This window comes from Microbacterium sp. NPDC089320 (genome assembly GCF_040684875.1).
In the GTDB taxonomy this organism is placed as follows: Bacteria; Actinomycetota; Actinomycetes; order Actinomycetales; family Microbacteriaceae; genus Microbacterium.
Map to the genome: position 1 here is coordinate 332,424 of NZ_JBFBGY010000002.1, position 17,401 is coordinate 349,824.

The window sequence follows — 17,401 nt, forward strand, 5'->3', positions numbered from 1 at the left end:
AATATGCTGCGCCGGGGTCCCGGGCTACGCTGGAGGGATGACCTCATCCCCTCGCACACCGTCTGCCATCGACAGAGTCGCCGATGAGTGGGTCGACACCATCGCGGTGCTCGCTCCGACGCTCGGCACCTACATCGGACGAGACGAGGTCAACGATCGTTTCGGCGACCTGAGCCCCGAGGGGCACGAGCAGATCGCCTCAGCTACCCGTTCCGCTCTCGCCGCACTCGAAGCGCTCGAACCCGTCGACGCGATCGACGAGGTCACCAAGACCGACCTGGCCGCCGAGCTGAGGCTCGACCTCGAACTGCATGACGCCGACTGGCACCTGCGCGACCTGAACGTCATCGCATCGGCGGCCCAGGATGTGCGGTCGGCCTTCGATCTGATGCCGACGGCGACGGCGGAGGACTGGAGCGTCATCGCCACCCGCCTCGCCGCGGTGCCTGATGCGCTCCGCGGGTACACCGAGACCCTGCGCGCAGGAATCACGGCCGGGGTGACTCCCGCGCGGCGTCAGGTGGTGGAGGTCGCGACACAGATCGATCGCTACACGGCCGACGACGGTTTCTTCGCGGCATTCGTCGCCGATGCCGCCCCGCAGGAGGGCAACCTCCCCGCATCGCTCGCCCGTACGCTGGCCGACAACTCTGCCGCCGCTCGGGTTGCCTACGACGAACTCCGCAGCTTCCTCGCGGATGAGCTCGCGCCCGCGGCCACCGAGACCGACGCGGTCGGCCGGGAACTGTATGCGCTCAACTCCCGACGCTTCCTCGGCGCGACGATCGACCTGGACGAGACATACGAATGGGGCCGCGAGGAGCTCGCCCGCATGGTCGCGGAGCAGACCGCGATCGCGCACGAGATCCTCCCCGGCGCATCGGTCGAAGAGGCCGTCGCGCATCTCGAGGCCGACCCGTCGCGCAAGCTCGTGGGCACTGAGGCTCTGCAGCAGTGGATGCAGGAGACCAGCGACCGGGCCGTCGCGGAGCTCGGGGCGACGCATTTCGACATTCCCGAGGCGATCCGCACCCTCGAGTGCATGATCGCTCCGACGCAGGAGGGCGGCATCTATTACACCGGCCCGACCGACGACTTCTCGCGCCCCGGGCGGATGTGGTGGTCGGTGCCCGAGGGCGTCACGGAGTTCGACACCTGGCGGGAGCTGACGACCGTCTATCACGAGGGCGTCCCCGGGCACCACCTGCAGATCGCGCAGGCGGTCTACAACCGCGCCGAGCTCAACTCCTGGCGGCGCCTGCTCGCCGGAACCTCCGGCCACGCCGAGGGGTGGGCGCTGTACGCCGAGCGTCTGATGCAGCAGCTCGGCTACCTCGACGATCCGGCCGACCGGCTCGGCATGCTCGACGGCCAGCGGATGCGCGCGGCCCGCGTGGTGCTCGACATCGGTGTGCACCTCGGCAAGCCGCGGCTCGACGGTCAGGGCATCTGGGACGCCGACTACGCCTTGGACTTCATGCGCAAGAACGTCAACATGTCGGATCAGTTCGTCCAGTTCGAGGTCAACCGCTACCTCGGGTGGCCGGGCCAGGCGCCGTCATACAAGGTCGGTCAGCGCATCTGGGAGCAGGTGCGTGATGCGTATCAGGCAGAGCGAGGCGACGACTTCGATGTGAAGGAGTTCCACAAGCGCGCGCTGGACATGGGCGGAGTCGGGCTCGACACCCTTCGCACGGCACTTCTGAAGCGCTGAGGGAATGCGCCGACTGGGCACGCTGTTCATTCAGCTGAATAGAAAGGGCTGACATGAGCATCGAGTTCGGGCTGGACACCTTCGGCGACATCACGAGAGGCGACGACGGGGAACTGCTCACCGGCTCGCAGACGATCCGCAACGTCGTCGAGCAGGCGGAGCGCGCCGACAGCGTCGGAGTCGACTTCTTCGGCGTGGGGGAGCACCACCGCAAGGAGTTCGCGGTGTCCTCACCGGAGATGGTGCTCGCAACCATCGCCGGACGCACCCAGAACATCCGTCTCGGCACCGCGGTCACGGTGCTGTCCTCGGATGATCCCGTGCGTGTCTTCGAGCGGTTCTCGACCCTCGACGCTCTGTCGAACGGACGCGCAGAGGTCGTGCTCGGGCGCGGATCGTTCATCGAGTCCTTCCCGCTCTTCGGCTACGACCTCCGCGACTACGACGCTCTCTTCGAGCAGAAGCTCGAGCTCTTCGTGGAGCTCCTCAAGGAGCAGCCGGTGACGTGGTCCGGCTCGATGCGGGCATCGCTCGAGAACGCGAACGTGTTCCCGAAGACCGAGAACGGTCTGCGCACCTGGGTGGGCGTGGGCGGCAGCCCTGAATCCGTCGTGCGGGTCGCTCGACACGGACTGGGCCTGATGCTGGCGATCATCGGCGGTCCCGCAGGGCGATTCCGTCAGTTCGTGGACCTCTACCACCGGTCGGTGGCATCGTTCGGCACGACCTCGCATCCGATCGCGGTGCATTCACCCGGCCATATCGCCGACACCGACGAGGAGGCCTGGGAGGCCGCGTACTCCGGGTTCGAGGCCATGAACAACACCATCGGTCGCGAGCGCGGCTGGCCTCCTTACAGTCGGGCACGGTTCCAGAACGACGTGGGTCCCGCGGGGGCGCTCTATGTCGGGTCGCCCGACCGGGTCGCCGCCAAGATCGCCGACACCGTGACGACGCTCGGACTCGGACGATTCGACATGAAGTACGCCACCGGCACGCTCTCGCACGACGCCATGATGCGCAGCATCGAGCTCTATGGCTCCGAGGTCATTCCTCGCGTGCGAAAGCTGCTCGCCGACCGGGACTGACGCACTGCTCGGCGGCGCGGCGGTCCCCTCTACGATGAGGGAATGGCCAACACCGCGCTGCCGAGTCGGGCATCCATCGCCGGACGTCTCGACGAACTCCCGTTCACGCGCCGGCACTTTCGTCTCCTCACCGGATCAGGCGTGGGTTGGGCGCTGGACGCGATGGACGTCGGGCTCATCTCGTTCATCCTCGCCGCGCTGACCCAGCAGTGGGACCTGACGAAGACGGATGCCGGATGGATCGCCTCCGTCGGCTTCATCGGCATGGCCATCGGCGCCACGCTGGGCGGACTTCTGGCCGACCGCCTCGGACGTCGCCAGGTCTTCGCTCTGACTCTGCTGATCTACGGCGTCGCGACCGGAGCGAGCGCACTGGTCGGTGGTCTCGCTGCGCTTCTCGTACTGCGTTTCCTGGTGGGGCTCGGCCTCGGCGCGGAGCTCCCCGTGGCGTCGACCTACGTGAGCGAATTCGCCCCGGCTCGTATCAGAGGTCGTCTGATCGTCATCCTCGAGGCGTTCTGGGCGCTGGGGTGGACGGCGGCCGCGCTGATCGGGTTCTTCGTGATCCCGGCATCCGATGAGGGATGGCGCTGGGCCTTCGCCATCGGTGCCATCCCCGCCGTGTATGCGCTGATCGTGCGCTGGGGGCTGCCTGAGTCGCCGCGGTGGCTCGCCTCGCGCGGGCGCATCGCGGAGGCCGACCGGATCGTCTCGGCATTCGAGGCCGACGCCGGCGTCGAACCGGGGCCCGCGATCAGACGCGAGCCCGTGTCTCGGGCGATCGCGGTGACGGCCAGAGCTCGCCTGACGACGTTGTGGAACGGCGAGTTCCGCGTCCGCACGCTGTGCCTGTGGGTCGTCTGGCTGTGTGTGAACTTCGCGTACTACGGCGCCTTCATCTGGATCCCCAGCATCCTTGTCGATGCAGGCTTCGATCTCGTCCGCTCGTTCGGTTTCACTCTCATCATCACCCTGGCGCAGCTGCCGGGTTATGCGGTCGCCGCCTGGCTGATCGAGGTGTGGGGTCGGCGCACGACGCTGTCGGTCTTCCTGGTCGGCTCGGCGATCTCCGCGGTCTTCTTCGGCACCTCGACGACGGAAGCCGCGATCATCGCCTCGGGCATGGCCCTCTCCTTCTTCAACCTCGGCGCCTGGGGTGCGCTCTACGCGGTCACGCCCGAGATCTACCCGACCTCGCTGCGCGGCACCGGTGCCGGCTGGGCCGCCGGAGTGGGGCGGATCGCGTCGATCGTCGCTCCGCTCGCGGTGCCCGTCCTGCTCATCGCCGGGGGAGCACCGGTGCTGTTCGCGGTGTTCGGCGCGTGCTTCGTGATCGCGGCGGCAGCGGCCTGGGGACTCGTCGACCGCGGAGGGATGGCTCTCGACGATCGCTGATGCACCTGCTGTCCGTGACCGGGAATAGGCTGTCGAGGTGACAGACGTTCGCTATGTGGCCATCGGAGATTCCTTCACCGAGGGAGTGGGTGATGTCCTGCCCGACGGCCGTGAGCGAGGCTGGGCCGATCTGGTGGCTCAGGGGTGGGCGGATGCCGCGGGCCATTCGGTCAGTTACGCCAACCTGGCCATTCGCGGCAAGCTGGCTTGGCCGATCGTCGAGCAGCAGCTGGAACCCGCGCTCGCCCTGCGACCGACTCACCTGTCGTTCAACGGCGGTGGCAACGACATGCTGCGGCCGCGCACGGACCTCGAGCACATCGCCGATGCCTTCAGCCGGGTCCTGCGCCGATGTGACGAAGAGGGCGTCACCCTGATCCTCCTCTCCGGAGCGAATCCGAGCGGCCAGCTCCCCATGGGGTCGCTCGTGCAGCGTCGTGGCGACCTGCTCTCCGAGGCCGTGCTCCGCCGCGTCGAGGGACGCGACGACGTGGTGCGGGCACTGAACTGGCCGGATCGCGAGCTGGCCGCCGCGAAGTACTGGTCCGAGGACCGACTGCACATGAACGCCGCCGGTCACCACCGCGTCGCCGCGCGAGTGCTCCACGGCTTGGGCTTCGAGCCCCCGGCGACGTGGTGGTCGCCGACCGAGCTCACCGCAGGCGGCCCCGCGGGGCTCGCCTACTACCGGGAGTTCGTCGGGCCCTGGGTCAGGCGACGCGTCACGCGCACGTCTTCCGGTGACGGACGTGCCGCGAAGTACCCCGACTGGGTCGAAAGGGTGCCGCAGGCGTGACCGACATCGAGATGCGGCGGATCCGGGGCGGATCGGTCACTCTGCATGACGCGCGCCGAAAGGTTGAGCGCACCGTCGAACTCGAGGACTTCGAGATCGGCGTCTTCCCGGTCACCGAGGAGCAGTTCGCCGAGATCCTCCCGATCGCCTCGAGTCATCCCCGTCGTCCGGCCGCCGACGTGAGCTGGTTGCGCGCGATCCGCTTCTGCAACGCCGCATCGGAGTGGGAGGGCTTCGACCCGGTCTACCGGTTCGACGGCGAGGAGGTCAGTTGGGACGTGACCGCAGACGGATATCGTCTGCCCACCGAGGCCGAATGGGAGTATGCGTGCCGGGCGGGGTCGACCGGGCCTCACTACGCGCCTCTCGCTGACGCAGCGTGGACGAGCGCCGACGGTGTCTCCGCGCCGCAGGACGTCGGTGGCAAGCTGCCCAACCTCAACGGGCTGTTCGACACGCTCGGCAACGTGTGGGAGTGGTGCTGGGACCTGCTGGATCCTGCGCGCTACGACGACTATCGCGTGTTCCGCGGGGGCGGCTTCGCTGACGACTCCTGGAGCGTCCGCGCGTCCGTGCGCCGCGGTGGAGGCCCGCGCATGCACCATGAGGACGTCGGGCTCCGCGTCGCGCGAGGTGCGCATGAGACCCCCGGAGAGGCGCAGGGCTGGTCATCGACAGCCGACCAGGAGCGAGCGGCGTTCGACGGCCCCGTGCCCTTCGGCTGGACGCCGTTGCGACGCCCCGGGCGCTGACGGGCGCTGGAGACGCGAGCCGCGCTGGTTCGCCGACTCGCGCGTCCTCCGGCGTTTTGACCGAGGATTCGCCCGGGTGAAAGGCTGAGGTCATGACCTCTCGCTTCTCACTCATCGTCTCGCAGGGGCGCGTCGCCGACCGCACCGATGGAGCTCTCGTCGGCGCTCGTCGCGTAGGCGCGGCACTCTCGGACCTTCTCGGCGAGGAGCAGAGGATCATCGGAACCCCGACCCCAGCGGTCGACGACGACTGGTCTGTCGCGCTGCCGCAGGCCGAGGGAACGTTGCACGGCCTGCGCGATGCGGTGACCGATGCCATCGATGCCGGCTCGATCCCGCTGCTCGCGACCAACACGTGCGCGGCGAGTCTCGGCACCCTCCCGACCGTGGCCGCACGGCATCCGGATGCGGTGGTGCTCTGGATCGATGCGCACGGCGACTTCAACACCCCGTCGACGACCTACTCCGGCTATCTCGGTGGCATGGTGGTCGCGGCGGCGTGCGGGCTGTGGGAGAGCGGGCACGGTGCAGGGCTCGACCCCGCGCAGGTCGTCGTGGTCGGAGGTCGCGACATCGACGCGGCAGAGAGCGAGCTGCTCGCCGACGCGGGCGTCACCGTGCTCGCGCCGTCGGAGAGCACGCCCGATCGGGTGTTGGAAGTCGTCGCCGGCCGCCCGGTCTGGATCCACGTCGACTGGGACGTGCTCGAGCCCGGTTACATCCCTGCCGCCTACCGCGTCTCGGAGGGTCTGCTGCCGCACCAGATCGCGGCGATCTTCGCCGCACTGCCCGCGGACTCGGTGCGGGGAGTGGAGCTCGCCGAATTCGAGGCGGGCGACGCCGACGTGCCGGAGCGCGTCAGCGTCGAACTCATCCTCGAGACCTTCCAGCACCTCATGCGTTGAGGCCGCATACCCTCAGCCGCGTGGCATCTGCTTGAGCATGTATCGGCTCGGCCCTGACGGCTCTTCGAATCCGTACTGCGCATAGAGTCCGTCCGCGGTGCTCGTCGCGAGCATGATCCGCTTCACCGTCGACGTGTCCTGCAGATCCTGGATCACGCCCTCGACGATCATCCGCCCGATCCCGTTGCCACGAAGAGTTTCGTCGACGAACACGTCGCACAGCCATGCGAACGTCACCCCGTCGGTGACGACGCGAGCGTACGCGACCTGTCGGCCGTCGGAATCGCGCACCGAGTAATTCCTCGACGCGTCGATCGCGGCATCCTGGCTCTCTCTGCTTCGTCCCTGGGCCCAGTAGGACTCGACGCTGAGCCAGTGGTGCACCAGATCGCGGTCGATGAGCGCAGGGTCGGCGGAGAACGTGAAAGCAGAGGGCATGCGCCTCATCCTAAGAGCTGTCAGCGCCGTCTCTCGGGATCCAGGCCCATCCGGATGCGGGTCCGCTTGCGCTCGATCACGATGAACGTGACGCCGAGGATCCAGAGGGGGATCGGCATGAGGAACGCCACTCGGAACGCCTCGAGAGAATAGGTCTCGGGCGTGCCGGCGCCCTGCAGATCGAGCGCGAGGCCGATGAGGAAGATCGCGATGAGGGCGGCGATGAAGCCCCCGGCATTCGTCACGCCGGTCGCCGTGCTGAGCCGATGCGAGGGGTTGTGCGTACGTGCGTGATCGAAGGCGATCATGCTCGCCGGGCCTCCCGTGGCGAGCGCCACCGCCAGCACGTAGAGCAGCCAGAGCGGAGCCGATTCAGGCAGTGCGAGCACTGCCACCCAGGCGATGACCTGCACCCCGACCGCGGGCAGGACGAGCGCGAGGGAGCGGTGGTTGGGCAGACGTCGCGAGAGGTCGCCGATGAGGGGGCCGAGCGCCATTCCGGCGACCACGTATACCGAGATGATCCCGGCGGCATGGGCGGTGTCGAGACCTTGGGCTGCGGTGAGGAAGGGCATTCCCCAGAGGAGGACGAAGGCCGTGCCCGCGAACGGTGTCGTGAAGTGCGACCAGAAGGCGAGACGGGTGCCCGGGTGAGCCCACGCGGCGCGGATGCCCACTCCCGTGTCGATCGCCGAGGTGACGACGCGGATGACGCCGGTGTCGGTGTCGACCGTGACATCGGCGCCGCGCTCCGCCGGGTGATTGCGGATGACGAGCGCGACGAGGATGGTGAACAGTACGCCCAGTCCCGCGATGCTGCCGAAGGTGATCGTCCACGTGGTCGCGTGCAGCAGGGCCGCGAGCGGCACGAGTGCGATCAACTGTCCTGCCTGGCCGATGATGCCGGTGAACTGCACCATGATCGGCCCGCGCTGGGCAGGGAACCAGGTCGCCACGAGCCGGAGCACGGCCGGGAAGATCGCCGCATCTCCAGCGCCGAGCAGGACGCGGGCGAAGATCGCGATGCCGATACCGGGGGACAGGGCCATCGTGAGCTGGCCTGCGGCCATCAGCAGCATGCCGATCGTCATGATGGGACGCGAGCCGAAGCGGTCGAGGAGGATGCCGACCGGGATCTGCATTCCGCCGTAGACGGCGAGCTGTACGACGGCGAACAGAGCGAGGGTCGAGGCGTCGGCCTGGAATCGATCGGCGGCTTCGACGCCGACGGCACCCAGGGAGGTGCGATTGGTGATCGCCAGGACATAGGCGGCGACACCGACACCCCAGATGAGCCAGGCTCTCCATCCCGGAGCGGTCACGGGGGAGTGGGGAACCTGTTGCACTCCTCCCACGCTACTCCTCGTCGCGACCCCGTCCGGTCGCGCAGCCCGTCGCCGCGTGCATCTGGCGCATGTCGGATGCTGTCGCTAGCGTGGCCGCATGACTCCCGCACCCGTGCACCACTCCATCGATTACGTCGAACTCGTCGTCAACGATCTCGAGACGGCGAAGCGGTTCTATCGCGACGCCTTCGGCTGGGTCTTCGTCGACTACGGTCCGGCGTATGCCGGCATCGCGTCGCCGACCGGCGACGGGACGGAGGCGGGAGGCCTGCTGCTCTCCGATCAGGGGCGTCCGCCCGGTGGGCCTCTCGTGCTGCTGTACTCGAACGATCTGGATGCGACGCAACTGGCGATCACCGACGCCGGCGGTGCCGTCGTGCAGGGACCCTATGAGTTCCCCGGGGGACGACGCCTGCACTTCCTGGACCCGAGCGGAAACGAGCTCGGCGTGTGGTCCTCGCACTGAGGGCAGACTGTCAGTGTGACCGGACTGTCTGATCTCGACGCACGCGAGACCCGAACGCACGCCCGTGCGCATCCGGCCGACGGCCTTTCGCGGTGCCGACGCGACCGCGGTGAGCCGGCTCGTGCGCACCTATCTTCTTCAGACCGAGTCCGAGAAGCGCGAGCACGGGATCGCGGCGTCCGCCTCGCCGCGAACTCTGCCGGCACGGTACCGGCGGGAGGTGGATGATCCCGCGCTCGCGTACGCGGACTGCGCAGTCATGATCGCGGAGGTCGGCGACCGGCCCGTGGGAGTTGCCGTCATCCGGATGGGAGAGGGCGAGTCGGAGATCAAACGCCTCTGGACGGATCCGAGCGTGCGGGGAAGAGGGGTCGGGCGGGCTCTGCTCGATGCCGCGCTGGACACGGCCGCGCACCGAGTCCGGCTGTCGGTCTGGCACTGGCGTGCGGCCGCGATCGGCCTCTATCGATCCCGCGGCTTCGTGGCTGTCGCATCGTGGGACGATCGCGACGGTGTGATCTGCATGGTCCGCCCTGCAGATACTTTGCCCTTGCGCTAACCGTTGGCGTGCGCAATACTTTCAGCTATGGCTAACCATGAGGACCTGAGCGGCGTGTTCCTGGCGCTTTCCGATCCGACGCGGCGAGAGGTGATCCGGATTCTCGGTGCGGGCCCGGCAAGCGTGGGGGAGTTGGCCCAGTCCTTCGCGATGACGCTTCCGTCGTTCATGAAGCATGTGCACACACTCGAAGGAAACGGCCTCATCCGCAGCGTGAAACACGGTCGCGTGCGCACCTGCAGCCTCGACCGAGACCGACTCGCTGTCGTGGGGGACTGGCTCGACACGCAGTATCGGATCTGGGATGCCCGCGCCGACCGACTCGACGAGAGCGCCGCGGAACAGGAGGAGGTCTGATGACGACAGCATCTGCTCGAGAGCGCGAGAGGCCCCTTCCGGTTCACCTCCGGACGGAGCGCCTGGTCCTTCGCCCGCAGGCCCCGACAGACGCCACCGTCTTTCACACGCTCTGGACGGAGCGGGACGAGCGCGTGCCGTCGCATCGCAAGCTGGACTCGGAGGGTCACCCCACCGCGACTGATATCGCGGCGCATATCGCCGACCCGACATCGCAGCAGTCCGGCCTGCTCACGGTCGAGCATGCGGTCTCCGGGGAGATTCTCGGCTACTGCGGGCTCGTGTTCGACGGCCATGGAAGCGATGACGAGCCGGAGATCGCCTTCGAGCTGCTCCAGGCCGCGCACAATCGTGGCTATGCCACCGAAGCGGCCACCGCGGTGCTGCACTGGGCCTCGGCCGCCGGCTATCGCCGCGCGTGGGCGGGAGTGTGGGAATGGAACGTCGCCTCGCGCCGCGTGCTCGCCAAACTGGGCTTCGTGGATTCAGGGCGATCGGGCAGAACCAGCGAGCACGGCCGCACCCTCATCACGGTTCGCGACCTCGAGGCCGAGCGTGACGACGATGCCCCCGTCGAACGCGTTGAGATAGTCGATCACGCGCATCTGTCAGCGACCCAGTTGTCATCGCTCGCTGAGCTCTTCGATTCCGAGTATTCCTCGACACACGGTGACTGGGTTCCCGATCGCCCGTATGGATACTCACCCGCGCACGTGCACGTCATGATGTCGATAGGCCAGACGCTCGTCGCTCACGTCGGCTTTCAGCGGCGGACGGTCAGCGTGGGCGACCGAGACGTGGTGGTCGCAGGAACCGGAGGAGTCCTGGTGCATCCAGAGTGGCGCCGCAGCGGCATCGGTCGACGAGTGATGGCGCGCGCGCAGCGGGTCATGCGGGATGACGCTCGAGTCGAGTTCGGATACCTCGGATGCCGTGAGGAGGTCGTTCCGTTCTACGAGAGCGCCGGGTGGACCCGCATACACGCACGTGAACGACACGTGTCGATCGCCGACGATGAGGTCACGATCGAGTCCGTCGGAACACCGATCCTCATCCATGACGCGTCAGCCTCGAGGTGGCCGCACGGGGACATCGATCTGAGAGGCACGCCCTGGTGAGTACTCAGGGTCGCAGGAGAGGGCCTTTTTCGGGTCGAGCTGACATAATGTGCATTATCGGCTTATTCCTGTTCGCGGGGGAACCGGTCGTGGCGGCCCTGCCGCCTCGGGAGACGCTTCGCTAGGCTCGAGGCGTGAACGGACTCAATGTCGACATCGACTGGGCAGACGCACGCGGGGCGAATCAGGACAACTGGAATGACCGCGTGCCGCTGCACGAGGCGGCGTACGGGCTGGCTGCCTTCGACGACCCAGCGCACATCAGCGATGTCGTCAGACACGACCTGCCCGTCCTGGAACGATTCGTGCCCGGCGGAACGCTCGCAGGACTCGACCTCTGCCACCTGCAGTGCCACATCGGTACGGACACGATCTCGTTGGCGCGCGCCGGGGCAACCGTCACCGGCGTCGACTTCTCTGCGCCCGCACTAGTCGCCGCGAATGCTCTCGCTTCGCGCAGCGGCGTGTCAGCCACCTGGGTCGAGACGGACGTCCTCGACGCGCGGAAGGCTGTCAGCGGTGACTTCGACGTCGTGTACACCAGCATCGGCACGATCACCTGGCTGGAGGATCTCGACCGCTGGGCGGCGCAGATCGTCGGTCTGCTGCGCCCAGGAGGCACGTTCTTCATCCGCGACGGCCATCCTGCGCTCTACGCGCTCGACGAGGAGGCGCCGACGCTGCTGACCCGCTATCCGTACTTCGGCGACGGCCGCGCGCAGCGCTGGGATGACGACTCGACCTATGCGGGAGACGGCACGGTCGCGCATCCTCGGACCTACGAGTGGCCGCATCCTCTCTCCGAGATCCTGGGATCGCTGTTGAGGGCGGGCCTGCGTCTGCTGCACTTCGATGAGGGGCGGACGCTCCCCTGGCAGTTCAGCCCTCGAATGGTCGAGGTCCCCGGCGGGTATGCCTGGCCCGAGGCGGAGCGGAACCTCCTCCCCTGCACGTATACCGTGGTCGCGCGCAAGGACTGATCGCGCAAGGACTGATCGCTCCCGGTGATGTGACGCACGTCTGAGAGTGCCCCTCGCGACGCGCGCCCCGATGCGGCATGAGCGGAGCCCTCTCTAAGCGCCGACGTACTCCGCCAGGTGCTCCCCCGTCAACGTCGACTTCTCGGCGACGAGCGCGGCCGGAGTGCCCTCGAACACCACTCGCCCGCCGTCGTGACCCGCGCCGGGACCGATGTCGATGATCCAGTCGGCGTGCGCCATCACCGCCTGGTGGTGCTCGATCACGATCACGGTCTTTCCGGATTCGACGAGTCGATCGAGCAGCCCGAGGATGTTCTGGACATCGGCGAGGTGAAGTCCCGTGGTCGGCTCGTCGAGCACGTAGGTGTCCCCCTTCTCCCCCATCTGGATCGCCAGCTTGATGCGCTGGCGTTCGCCCCCGGACAGGGTGGACAGCGGCTGCCCGAGTGAGAGGTATCCGAGGCCGACGTCTTCGAGGCGTCCCAAGATCGTCGCCGCCGCCGGCAGCTTCGCCTCGCCCTCCGAGAAGAACACGCGCGCGTCGGACACAGGGAGGTCCAACACTTCGGTGATGTCCTTGCCCGCCAGCTTGTACTCGAGGACGGCAGCCTGGAATCGCTTGCCACCGCAGTCCTCGCAGGGCGTCTCGATCGTGTCCATGAACCCGAGCTCGGTGATGATGACCCCGGCCCCCTTGCAGGTCGGACAGGCGCCCTCGGAGTTCGCGCTGAACAGCGCAGGCTTGACGCCGTTGGCCTTGGCGAAGGCTTTACGGATCGGCTCGAGCATGCCGGTGTATGTGGCGGGATTGCTGCGCCGGGAACCCTTGATCGCCCCCTGGTCGATAGCCACCACACCGTCGAGCTTCGACACCGACCCGTGGATCAGTGAGCTCTTGCCGGACCCCGCCACCCCGGTCACCACCGTGAGGATGCCGGTGGGGATGTCGACATCGACGTCCTGCAGGTTGTTGGCCGAGGCGCCTCGGATCTCGATCGCGCCGGTGCTGCTGCGCACAGAATCCTTCAGGACCGCTCGGTCGTCGAGGTGGTCACCCGTGCGCGTACCGCTGCGCTTCAACCCCTCGACGGTCCCTTCGAAGCAGATCTCTCCGCCGGCACTGCCGGCACCGGGGCCGAGGTCGACCACGTGGTCGCCGATCGCGATAGTCTCGGGCTTGTGCTCCACCACCAGGACGGTGTTCCCCTTGTCTCGCAGTCGCAGCAGCAGGGTGTTCATCCGTTGGATGTCATGCGGGTGCAGGCCGATGGTCGGCTCGTCGAACACGTACGTGACATCGGTGAGAGATGAGCCCAGGTGACGCAGCATCTTGATGCGCTGCGCCTCGCCGCCGGACAGCGTCCCGGAGGGCCGCTCGAGGCTCAGGTAACCCAGGCCGAGCGTGACGAAGGCGTCGAGGTTCGCTCTCAGTGCCTCGAGCAGCGGCGCGGCTCCGGGGAGCACCAGACCTCGCACCCATGCGGCGAGATCCGTCACCTGCATGCGGCAGGCGTCGGCGATGCTCACGCCGTCGATCTTCGATGACCGAGCGCCCTCGGTGAGGCGGGTGCCATCGCATTCGGGACACGTCGCGAACGTCGCCACGCGCTCGACGAAGGCGCGGATGTGCGGCTGCAGCGCGTCGAGGTCCTTCGAGAGCATCGACTTGGTGATCTTGGGGATCAGCCCCTCGTACGTCATGTTGATCCCCGAGATCTTGACCTTGGTGACCTCGCCGTAGAGGAAGAGCTGGCGCTGCTTCTCGGTGAAGTCCGCGACCGGCTTGTCGGCAGGATAGAAACCCGACGCCGAGAAGCCCTTCACCATCCACCCGTCTGCCGTGTAGCCGGGCACCATGATCGCCCCGTCATCGAGGGACTTCGACTCGTCGACGATCTGAGAGAGGTCGAGATCGGATACCGCTCCCCTGCCCTCGCAGCGAGGGCACATGCCGCCGAGGTAGATGGCATCCTTGACGATCTTCTTCTCACCGCCGGGCCCCGTCATCACCCCGCTGGCCCTCTGGGTCGGGATGTTGAATGAGAAGGCCGTCGGGCCTCCGATGTAAGGCTGCCCGAGCTTGCTGAAGAGAATGCGCAGCATGGCGTTCGCATCGGTGACCGTTCCGACCGTCGACCGTGGATTCGCGCCGAGACGCTCCTGATCGACGATGATCGACGTCGTGAGCCCCTCGAGCACGTCGACGTCTGGACGCGGAACCGATGGCATGAAGCCCTGCACGAACGCGCTGTACGTCTCGTCGATCATGCGCCGGGACTCGGCGGCGATCGTGTCGAACACGAGCGAGCTCTTGCCCGATCCGGACACCCCGGTGAACACCGTGAGACGACGCTTGGGAATGTCGACGCTCACCTCTTTGAGGTTGTTCTCGCGCGCGCCCTGTACGCGGATGATGTCGTGGCCGTCGGCGGGGTGCGTCATCGTGGTGTCCTCGGATAGGGACCGGGCTCAGCCGGCCTGGTTGATGCGGAGCAGATTGCCTGAAGGATCTCGGAAGGCGCAGTCGCGAACGCCGTAGGGCTGGTCCATGGGTTCCTGAACCACGTCGGCCCCGCTGTCGACCAGCCGCTCGAACACCGCGTCGAGGTCGTCGCTCGCGAGCGTCAGCGCGCCGTAGCTGCCCTTCGCGATGAGCTCGAGGATCGTCTGACGCTCGCCGTCCGTGATCCCGGGGTCGGTCGCCGGCGGGTGCAGCACGATCGATGTCTCGGGCTGGCCCGCGGGACCGACCGTGAGCCACCGGAGGCCGTCGTAGCCGACATCGTTGCGCACCTCGAAACCGAGGGCGTCACGGTAGAAGCCGAGAGCCGCCTCCGCATCGGTGTGCGGGAGGAACGCGTAGTGGATGCTGATGTTCATGGGTTTCACGATAGGTGCGCGTCCGTGCGCGGCGCTTCTTGATTCCTGATCGGTCTGATGACGTGCTTCGCCTGGAACGTCGGGATGCCGTCGACATCGGCGGCGCGCTCACGATACACGCGGGGTGGGACACCGACCAGCTCCGTGAATCGAGTGCTGAACGACCCCAGCGAGGAGCATCCCACTTCGATGCACACCTCGGTGACACTGAGGTCGCCACGGCGCAGGAGCGCCATCGCTCGCTCGATCCGTCGCGTCATCAGGTAGGAGTATGGCGATTCCCCGTAGGTCTCCTTGAAGCGCCTGCTGAGATGACCGGCGGACATGTGTGCTCCGCGCGCGAGCGCCTCCATATCGAGGGGTGTCGCGTAGTCGCGGTCGATCCGATCCCGCACCTTGCGCATCACGACGAGCTCTCGGAGCCGCGCGTCATCGTCCGGGGTCACCCCCTGATTTTGCCATGACCTCCCGTGACGGACCGTGAACATCCGCGACATATCGATATCGACTCCACCCCCATCTCGCCCCGGACAGCGCTACTCTGTCAGCATCCCTCACAGGGGTTTCTCAGAAAGGGTTCCCACCATGACTGATTCCCTCGCTTCCGAAGCGAAATCGCTGTTCACATCCATTCGGGTCGTCCTGGCCGTGTCCGGCGTCATCGCCCTGATCGCGGGCATCGTCCTGCTCGTCTGGCCCACGAAGTCCGCCGTGATCGTGACGGGCATCTTCGCCACCTACCTCGTGATCGCCGGTCTCGTCTACATCGGGCTCGGCATCTTCTCGCGCGTCAAGGGCGGCTGGGCTCGCGCCGGACACATCGTGCTGGGCTTGCTGTACATCGTGGCCGGAGTCATCGCGTTCGCGAACCTCGGAGTGGCCGCCGCCACCCTCGCGCTCATCGTGGTGATCTTCATCGGCATCAGCTGGATCGTCGACGGGGTGGTGGCGCTGTCGCTGCTCGGAAAGGACGGCTCACGAGTCTGGACGCTGCTCTACGCCCTGCTCAGCATCATCGCCGGTGTCATCGTGCTCTTCTCGCCGATGTACGCCGCGGCTGTGCTGTGGCTGGTGCTCGGTATCTCTCTCGTCGTGCTCGGAATCGTGCAGATCGTCCGCGCGATCACGCTCGGCAGGGACGCGAAGGAGTTCGTGGCATCGGCGAGGGCCGACTCCGCAATCTGACTCCCGCCGAAACGAGAAGAGCCCCGTCCATCCGGACGGGGCTCTTCTCGTTGGCTCGGGTGTTCACTCGGCGACGAATGCGCTCACATCGCCGACGAGGCGGGTGTTGTCGGTCGGAACCGCGTCGACTGCCGCCCGAGCGACCTCCGCGGCGAACTCCGACACGTTGTAGAGCTTGCCTGCGGATTCGCGACGCTCCGCGATCGCTCCGGGGTTGGCACGCTCGAGCAGTGTCGCCGTGATCGTGCCCTCGATCATGTCCCCCGACACGACGGTGAATCCGATGCCCTTCTCGGCGAGACCGGGGATCCGCTCGCGCAGCGCATCCTCTCCGGCACGCTTCGAGAGGGCGACCGGCTCGTACTCCGGCATCGTCGGAGTCGTGCGGATGAAATGCGCCTGGTGGCTCGTGACGAAGACGACGCGTGCGCCGTCGCCGAGCGACGGCGTCGCCGCATCGAGGACGTTGAGCTGCGCGTCCCGGTTGAGCGTCAGCGCGTAGTCCTCGGCCATGCCCGATTCCATACCGCCGGACGCGTTGAGCACCAGGACGTCGAGGCGCCCGAACTCTGCCTTCACCGCATCGAACATCTCGCCGACGGACGCGGGGTCGGTCAGATCGGCGCCGACGACGAGCACGCGCCGCCCCAGCTCGCGCAGCTGCCCGGCGAGCTTCTCTGCGCGCGGGGCCTTGTTGCGGAAGTTGATCACCACGTCGGCACCGGCCTCGGCGAGGTAGCGCACGGTGTCTGCCCCGATGCCTCGAGATGAACCGGTGACAAGGGCGACCTTGCCGTCGAGGGAACCTGCGGGAAGAACGTCGGTCACGGTGACTCCTCTGATGCGTGATTCGCCGTGATGACACGGCGCTTTCAGACTATCAAGCCGGCCCCGTGCAGCCGCGACCGGGCTCGACCAGCGTGATAGGTTGACCGCAGAGGAGGCCGCATGGACAACTTCGCGACGTTCGTCCAGTTCGTCGATCAGTGGGCATGGATCGGTTGGCTGGTCCTGATCGCCCTCTTCCTCGTGATCGAGATGCTGACTCTCGACTTCACCTTTCTGATGCTGAGCTTCGGCAGCGTCGTGGGACTCGTCACGGACTTCCTCGGGATCCCTGTGTGGGTGCAGGTGCTGATCGCCGCCGCTGCGGCAGCCCTCTTCATACTCTTTCTGCGTCCACCCCTGATCAAGCGTCTGCACCGCGGCGAGGACCCGACCAAATCCAATGTCGACGCCCTTCTCGACCTCCGCGGCATCGCGCTGCAGGACATCACCCAGATATCCGGCCAAGTGAAGCTGAGCAACGGCGACACCTGGACCGCCCGCACTGCAGGCGCCGTGCCGATCCCGCAAGGGTCACCGATCGCCGTCATGGCGATCAACGGTGCGACCGCGACCGTCCGTCCCGTCAACGACTAG

19 protein-coding genes are annotated in these 17,401 nt (G+C 67.2%); 13 read left to right on the forward strand and 6 right to left on the reverse strand.

Annotated elements, in window-relative coordinates; translation table 11 throughout:
• Positions 1–37 precede the first annotated feature (37 nt).
• From AB0N61_RS06110 to AB0N61_RS06135, 6 genes are all read left to right on the forward strand, one after another.
• Positions 38–1,714, forward strand: a complete 1,677-nt coding sequence (locus tag AB0N61_RS06110; protein ID WP_363362484.1) for a DUF885 domain-containing protein — start codon at positions 38–40, stop codon at positions 1,712–1,714.
• 53 nt (positions 1,715–1,767) lie between these two features.
• Positions 1,768–2,802, forward strand: a complete 1,035-nt coding sequence (locus tag AB0N61_RS06115; RefSeq protein ID WP_167944108.1) for an LLM class flavin-dependent oxidoreductase — start codon at positions 1,768–1,770, stop codon at positions 2,800–2,802.
• A 42-nt stretch (positions 2,803–2,844) separates the two neighbouring features.
• Positions 2,845–4,197 carry an MFS transporter gene (locus tag AB0N61_RS06120; protein ID WP_363362486.1) on the forward strand — a complete coding sequence of 451 codons (1,353 nt, stop codon included), beginning with the start codon at positions 2,845–2,847 and terminating at the stop codon, positions 4,195–4,197.
• 37 nt (positions 4,198–4,234) lie between these two features.
• Positions 4,235–4,993: an SGNH/GDSL hydrolase family protein gene (locus AB0N61_RS06125; protein ID WP_167944112.1), complete on the forward strand. Its 759-nt coding sequence runs from the start codon at positions 4,235–4,237 to the stop codon at positions 4,991–4,993.
• A complete protein-coding gene (locus AB0N61_RS06130; RefSeq protein WP_185274841.1) occupies positions 4,990–5,745 on the forward strand; it encodes an SUMF1/EgtB/PvdO family nonheme iron enzyme in 756 nt (251 codons plus the stop codon). Before AB0N61_RS06125 ends, AB0N61_RS06130 begins: the two co-directional genes overlap by 4 nt.
• Before the next feature lie 92 nt (positions 5,746–5,837).
• Complete coding sequence (locus AB0N61_RS06135) at positions 5,838–6,650, forward strand: arginase family protein (protein WP_363362488.1); 813 nt, start codon at positions 5,838–5,840, stop codon at positions 6,648–6,650.
• Between the two features lie 12 nt (positions 6,651–6,662).
• Here the strand turns inward: AB0N61_RS06135 and AB0N61_RS06140 are convergent, their stop codons facing one another.
• Both AB0N61_RS06140 and AB0N61_RS06145 read right to left on the reverse strand, forming a co-directional pair.
• Positions 6,663–7,088, reverse strand: coding sequence for a GNAT family N-acetyltransferase (locus AB0N61_RS06140; protein WP_363362489.1), 426 nt, complete (start codon positions 7,086–7,088; stop codon positions 6,663–6,665).
• Positions 7,089–7,108: 20 nt separating this feature from the next.
• On the reverse strand, positions 7,109–8,434 hold the full coding sequence (locus AB0N61_RS06145; RefSeq protein WP_363362490.1) for an MFS transporter: 1,326 nt from the start codon (positions 8,432–8,434) through the stop codon (positions 7,109–7,111).
• Positions 8,435–8,531: 97 nt separating this feature from the next.
• Between AB0N61_RS06145 and AB0N61_RS06150 the strand changes: the two genes are divergently transcribed.
• From AB0N61_RS06150 to AB0N61_RS06170, 5 genes are all read left to right on the forward strand, one after another.
• Entirely contained in the window at positions 8,532–8,900 is a 369-nt protein-coding gene (locus AB0N61_RS06150; protein ID WP_363362491.1) for a VOC family protein, read from the forward strand.
• A gap of 109 nt (positions 8,901–9,009) precedes the next feature.
• Positions 9,010–9,459: a GNAT family N-acetyltransferase gene (locus AB0N61_RS06155; RefSeq protein WP_363362492.1), complete on the forward strand. Its 450-nt coding sequence runs from the start codon at positions 9,010–9,012 to the stop codon at positions 9,457–9,459.
• A gap of 27 nt (positions 9,460–9,486) precedes the next feature.
• Positions 9,487–9,816: a metalloregulator ArsR/SmtB family transcription factor gene (locus AB0N61_RS06160; RefSeq protein WP_363362493.1), complete on the forward strand. Its 330-nt coding sequence runs from the start codon at positions 9,487–9,489 to the stop codon at positions 9,814–9,816.
• Positions 9,816–10,934, forward strand: coding sequence for a GNAT family N-acetyltransferase (locus tag AB0N61_RS06165; protein ID WP_363362495.1), 1,119 nt, complete (start codon positions 9,816–9,818; stop codon positions 10,932–10,934). Before AB0N61_RS06160 ends, AB0N61_RS06165 begins: the two co-directional genes overlap by 1 nt.
• Before the next feature lie 134 nt (positions 10,935–11,068).
• A complete protein-coding gene (locus AB0N61_RS06170) occupies positions 11,069–11,914 on the forward strand; it encodes a class I SAM-dependent methyltransferase (protein ID WP_167944128.1) in 846 nt (281 codons plus the stop codon).
• A gap of 93 nt (positions 11,915–12,007) precedes the next feature.
• On the opposite strand, the gene AB0N61_RS06175 is transcribed toward AB0N61_RS06170, so the two are convergent.
• Genes AB0N61_RS06175 through AB0N61_RS06185 form a run of 3 tightly spaced genes read right to left on the reverse strand, consistent with a single transcriptional unit; the run spans position 12,008 to position 15,198 of the window.
• Positions 12,008–14,356 carry an excinuclease ABC subunit UvrA gene (locus tag AB0N61_RS06175; protein WP_363362496.1) on the reverse strand — a complete coding sequence of 783 codons (2,349 nt, stop codon included), beginning with the start codon at positions 14,354–14,356 and terminating at the stop codon, positions 12,008–12,010.
• 27 nt (positions 14,357–14,383) lie between these two features.
• A complete protein-coding gene (locus AB0N61_RS06180) occupies positions 14,384–14,794 on the reverse strand; it encodes a VOC family protein (RefSeq protein WP_363362497.1) in 411 nt (136 codons plus the stop codon).
• Positions 14,795–14,799: 5 nt separating this feature from the next.
• A complete protein-coding gene (locus AB0N61_RS06185) occupies positions 14,800–15,198 on the reverse strand; it encodes a helix-turn-helix transcriptional regulator (protein ID WP_363363171.1) in 399 nt (132 codons plus the stop codon).
• 181 nt (positions 15,199–15,379) lie between these two features.
• Between AB0N61_RS06185 and AB0N61_RS06190 the strand changes: the two genes are divergently transcribed.
• Positions 15,380–15,979 (forward strand): DUF308 domain-containing protein, encoded by a 600-nt coding sequence (locus AB0N61_RS06190; protein ID WP_363362498.1) that lies wholly within the window; start codon positions 15,380–15,382, stop codon positions 15,977–15,979.
• Positions 15,980–16,042: 63 nt separating this feature from the next.
• Here AB0N61_RS06190 and AB0N61_RS06195 read toward each other — a convergent pair whose 3' ends face one another.
• Positions 16,043–16,807, reverse strand: coding sequence for an SDR family oxidoreductase (locus AB0N61_RS06195; RefSeq protein ID WP_363362500.1), 765 nt, complete (start codon positions 16,805–16,807; stop codon positions 16,043–16,045).
• Positions 16,808–16,927: 120 nt separating this feature from the next.
• On the opposite strand from AB0N61_RS06195, the gene AB0N61_RS06200 reads away from it, so the two are divergent.
• Entirely contained in the window at positions 16,928–17,401 is a 474-nt protein-coding gene (locus AB0N61_RS06200) for an NfeD family protein (protein WP_167944140.1), read from the forward strand.

Coding starts and splice junctions, on each gene's coding strand:
- AB0N61_RS06110 (WP_363362484.1), top strand. CDS start 38: ATGACCTCATCCCCTCGCACACCGTCTGCCATCGACAGAGTCGCCGAT.
- AB0N61_RS06115 (WP_167944108.1), top strand. CDS start 1,768: ATGAGCATCGAGTTCGGGCTGGACACCTTCGGCGACATCACGAGAGGC.
- AB0N61_RS06120 (WP_363362486.1), top strand. CDS start 2,845: ATGGCCAACACCGCGCTGCCGAGTCGGGCATCCATCGCCGGACGTCTC.
- AB0N61_RS06135 (WP_363362488.1), top strand. CDS start 5,838: ATGACCTCTCGCTTCTCACTCATCGTCTCGCAGGGGCGCGTCGCCGAC.
- AB0N61_RS06140 (WP_363362489.1), bottom strand. CDS start 7,088: ATGCCCTCTGCTTTCACGTTCTCCGCCGACCCTGCGCTCATCGACCGC.
- AB0N61_RS06150 (WP_363362491.1), top strand. CDS start 8,532: ATGACTCCCGCACCCGTGCACCACTCCATCGATTACGTCGAACTCGTC.
- AB0N61_RS06160 (WP_363362493.1), top strand. CDS start 9,487: ATGGCTAACCATGAGGACCTGAGCGGCGTGTTCCTGGCGCTTTCCGAT.
- AB0N61_RS06165 (WP_363362495.1), top strand. CDS start 9,816: ATGACGACAGCATCTGCTCGAGAGCGCGAGAGGCCCCTTCCGGTTCAC.
- AB0N61_RS06175 (WP_363362496.1), bottom strand. CDS start 14,356: ATGACGCACCCCGCCGACGGCCACGACATCATCCGCGTACAGGGCGCG.
- AB0N61_RS06180 (WP_363362497.1), bottom strand. CDS start 14,794: ATGAACATCAGCATCCACTACGCGTTCCTCCCGCACACCGATGCGGAG.
- AB0N61_RS06185 (WP_363363171.1), bottom strand. CDS start 15,198: ATGCGCAAGGTGCGGGATCGGATCGACCGCGACTACGCGACACCCCTC.
- AB0N61_RS06190 (WP_363362498.1), top strand. CDS start 15,380: ATGACTGATTCCCTCGCTTCCGAAGCGAAATCGCTGTTCACATCCATT.
- AB0N61_RS06200 (WP_167944140.1), top strand. CDS start 16,928: ATGGACAACTTCGCGACGTTCGTCCAGTTCGTCGATCAGTGGGCATGG.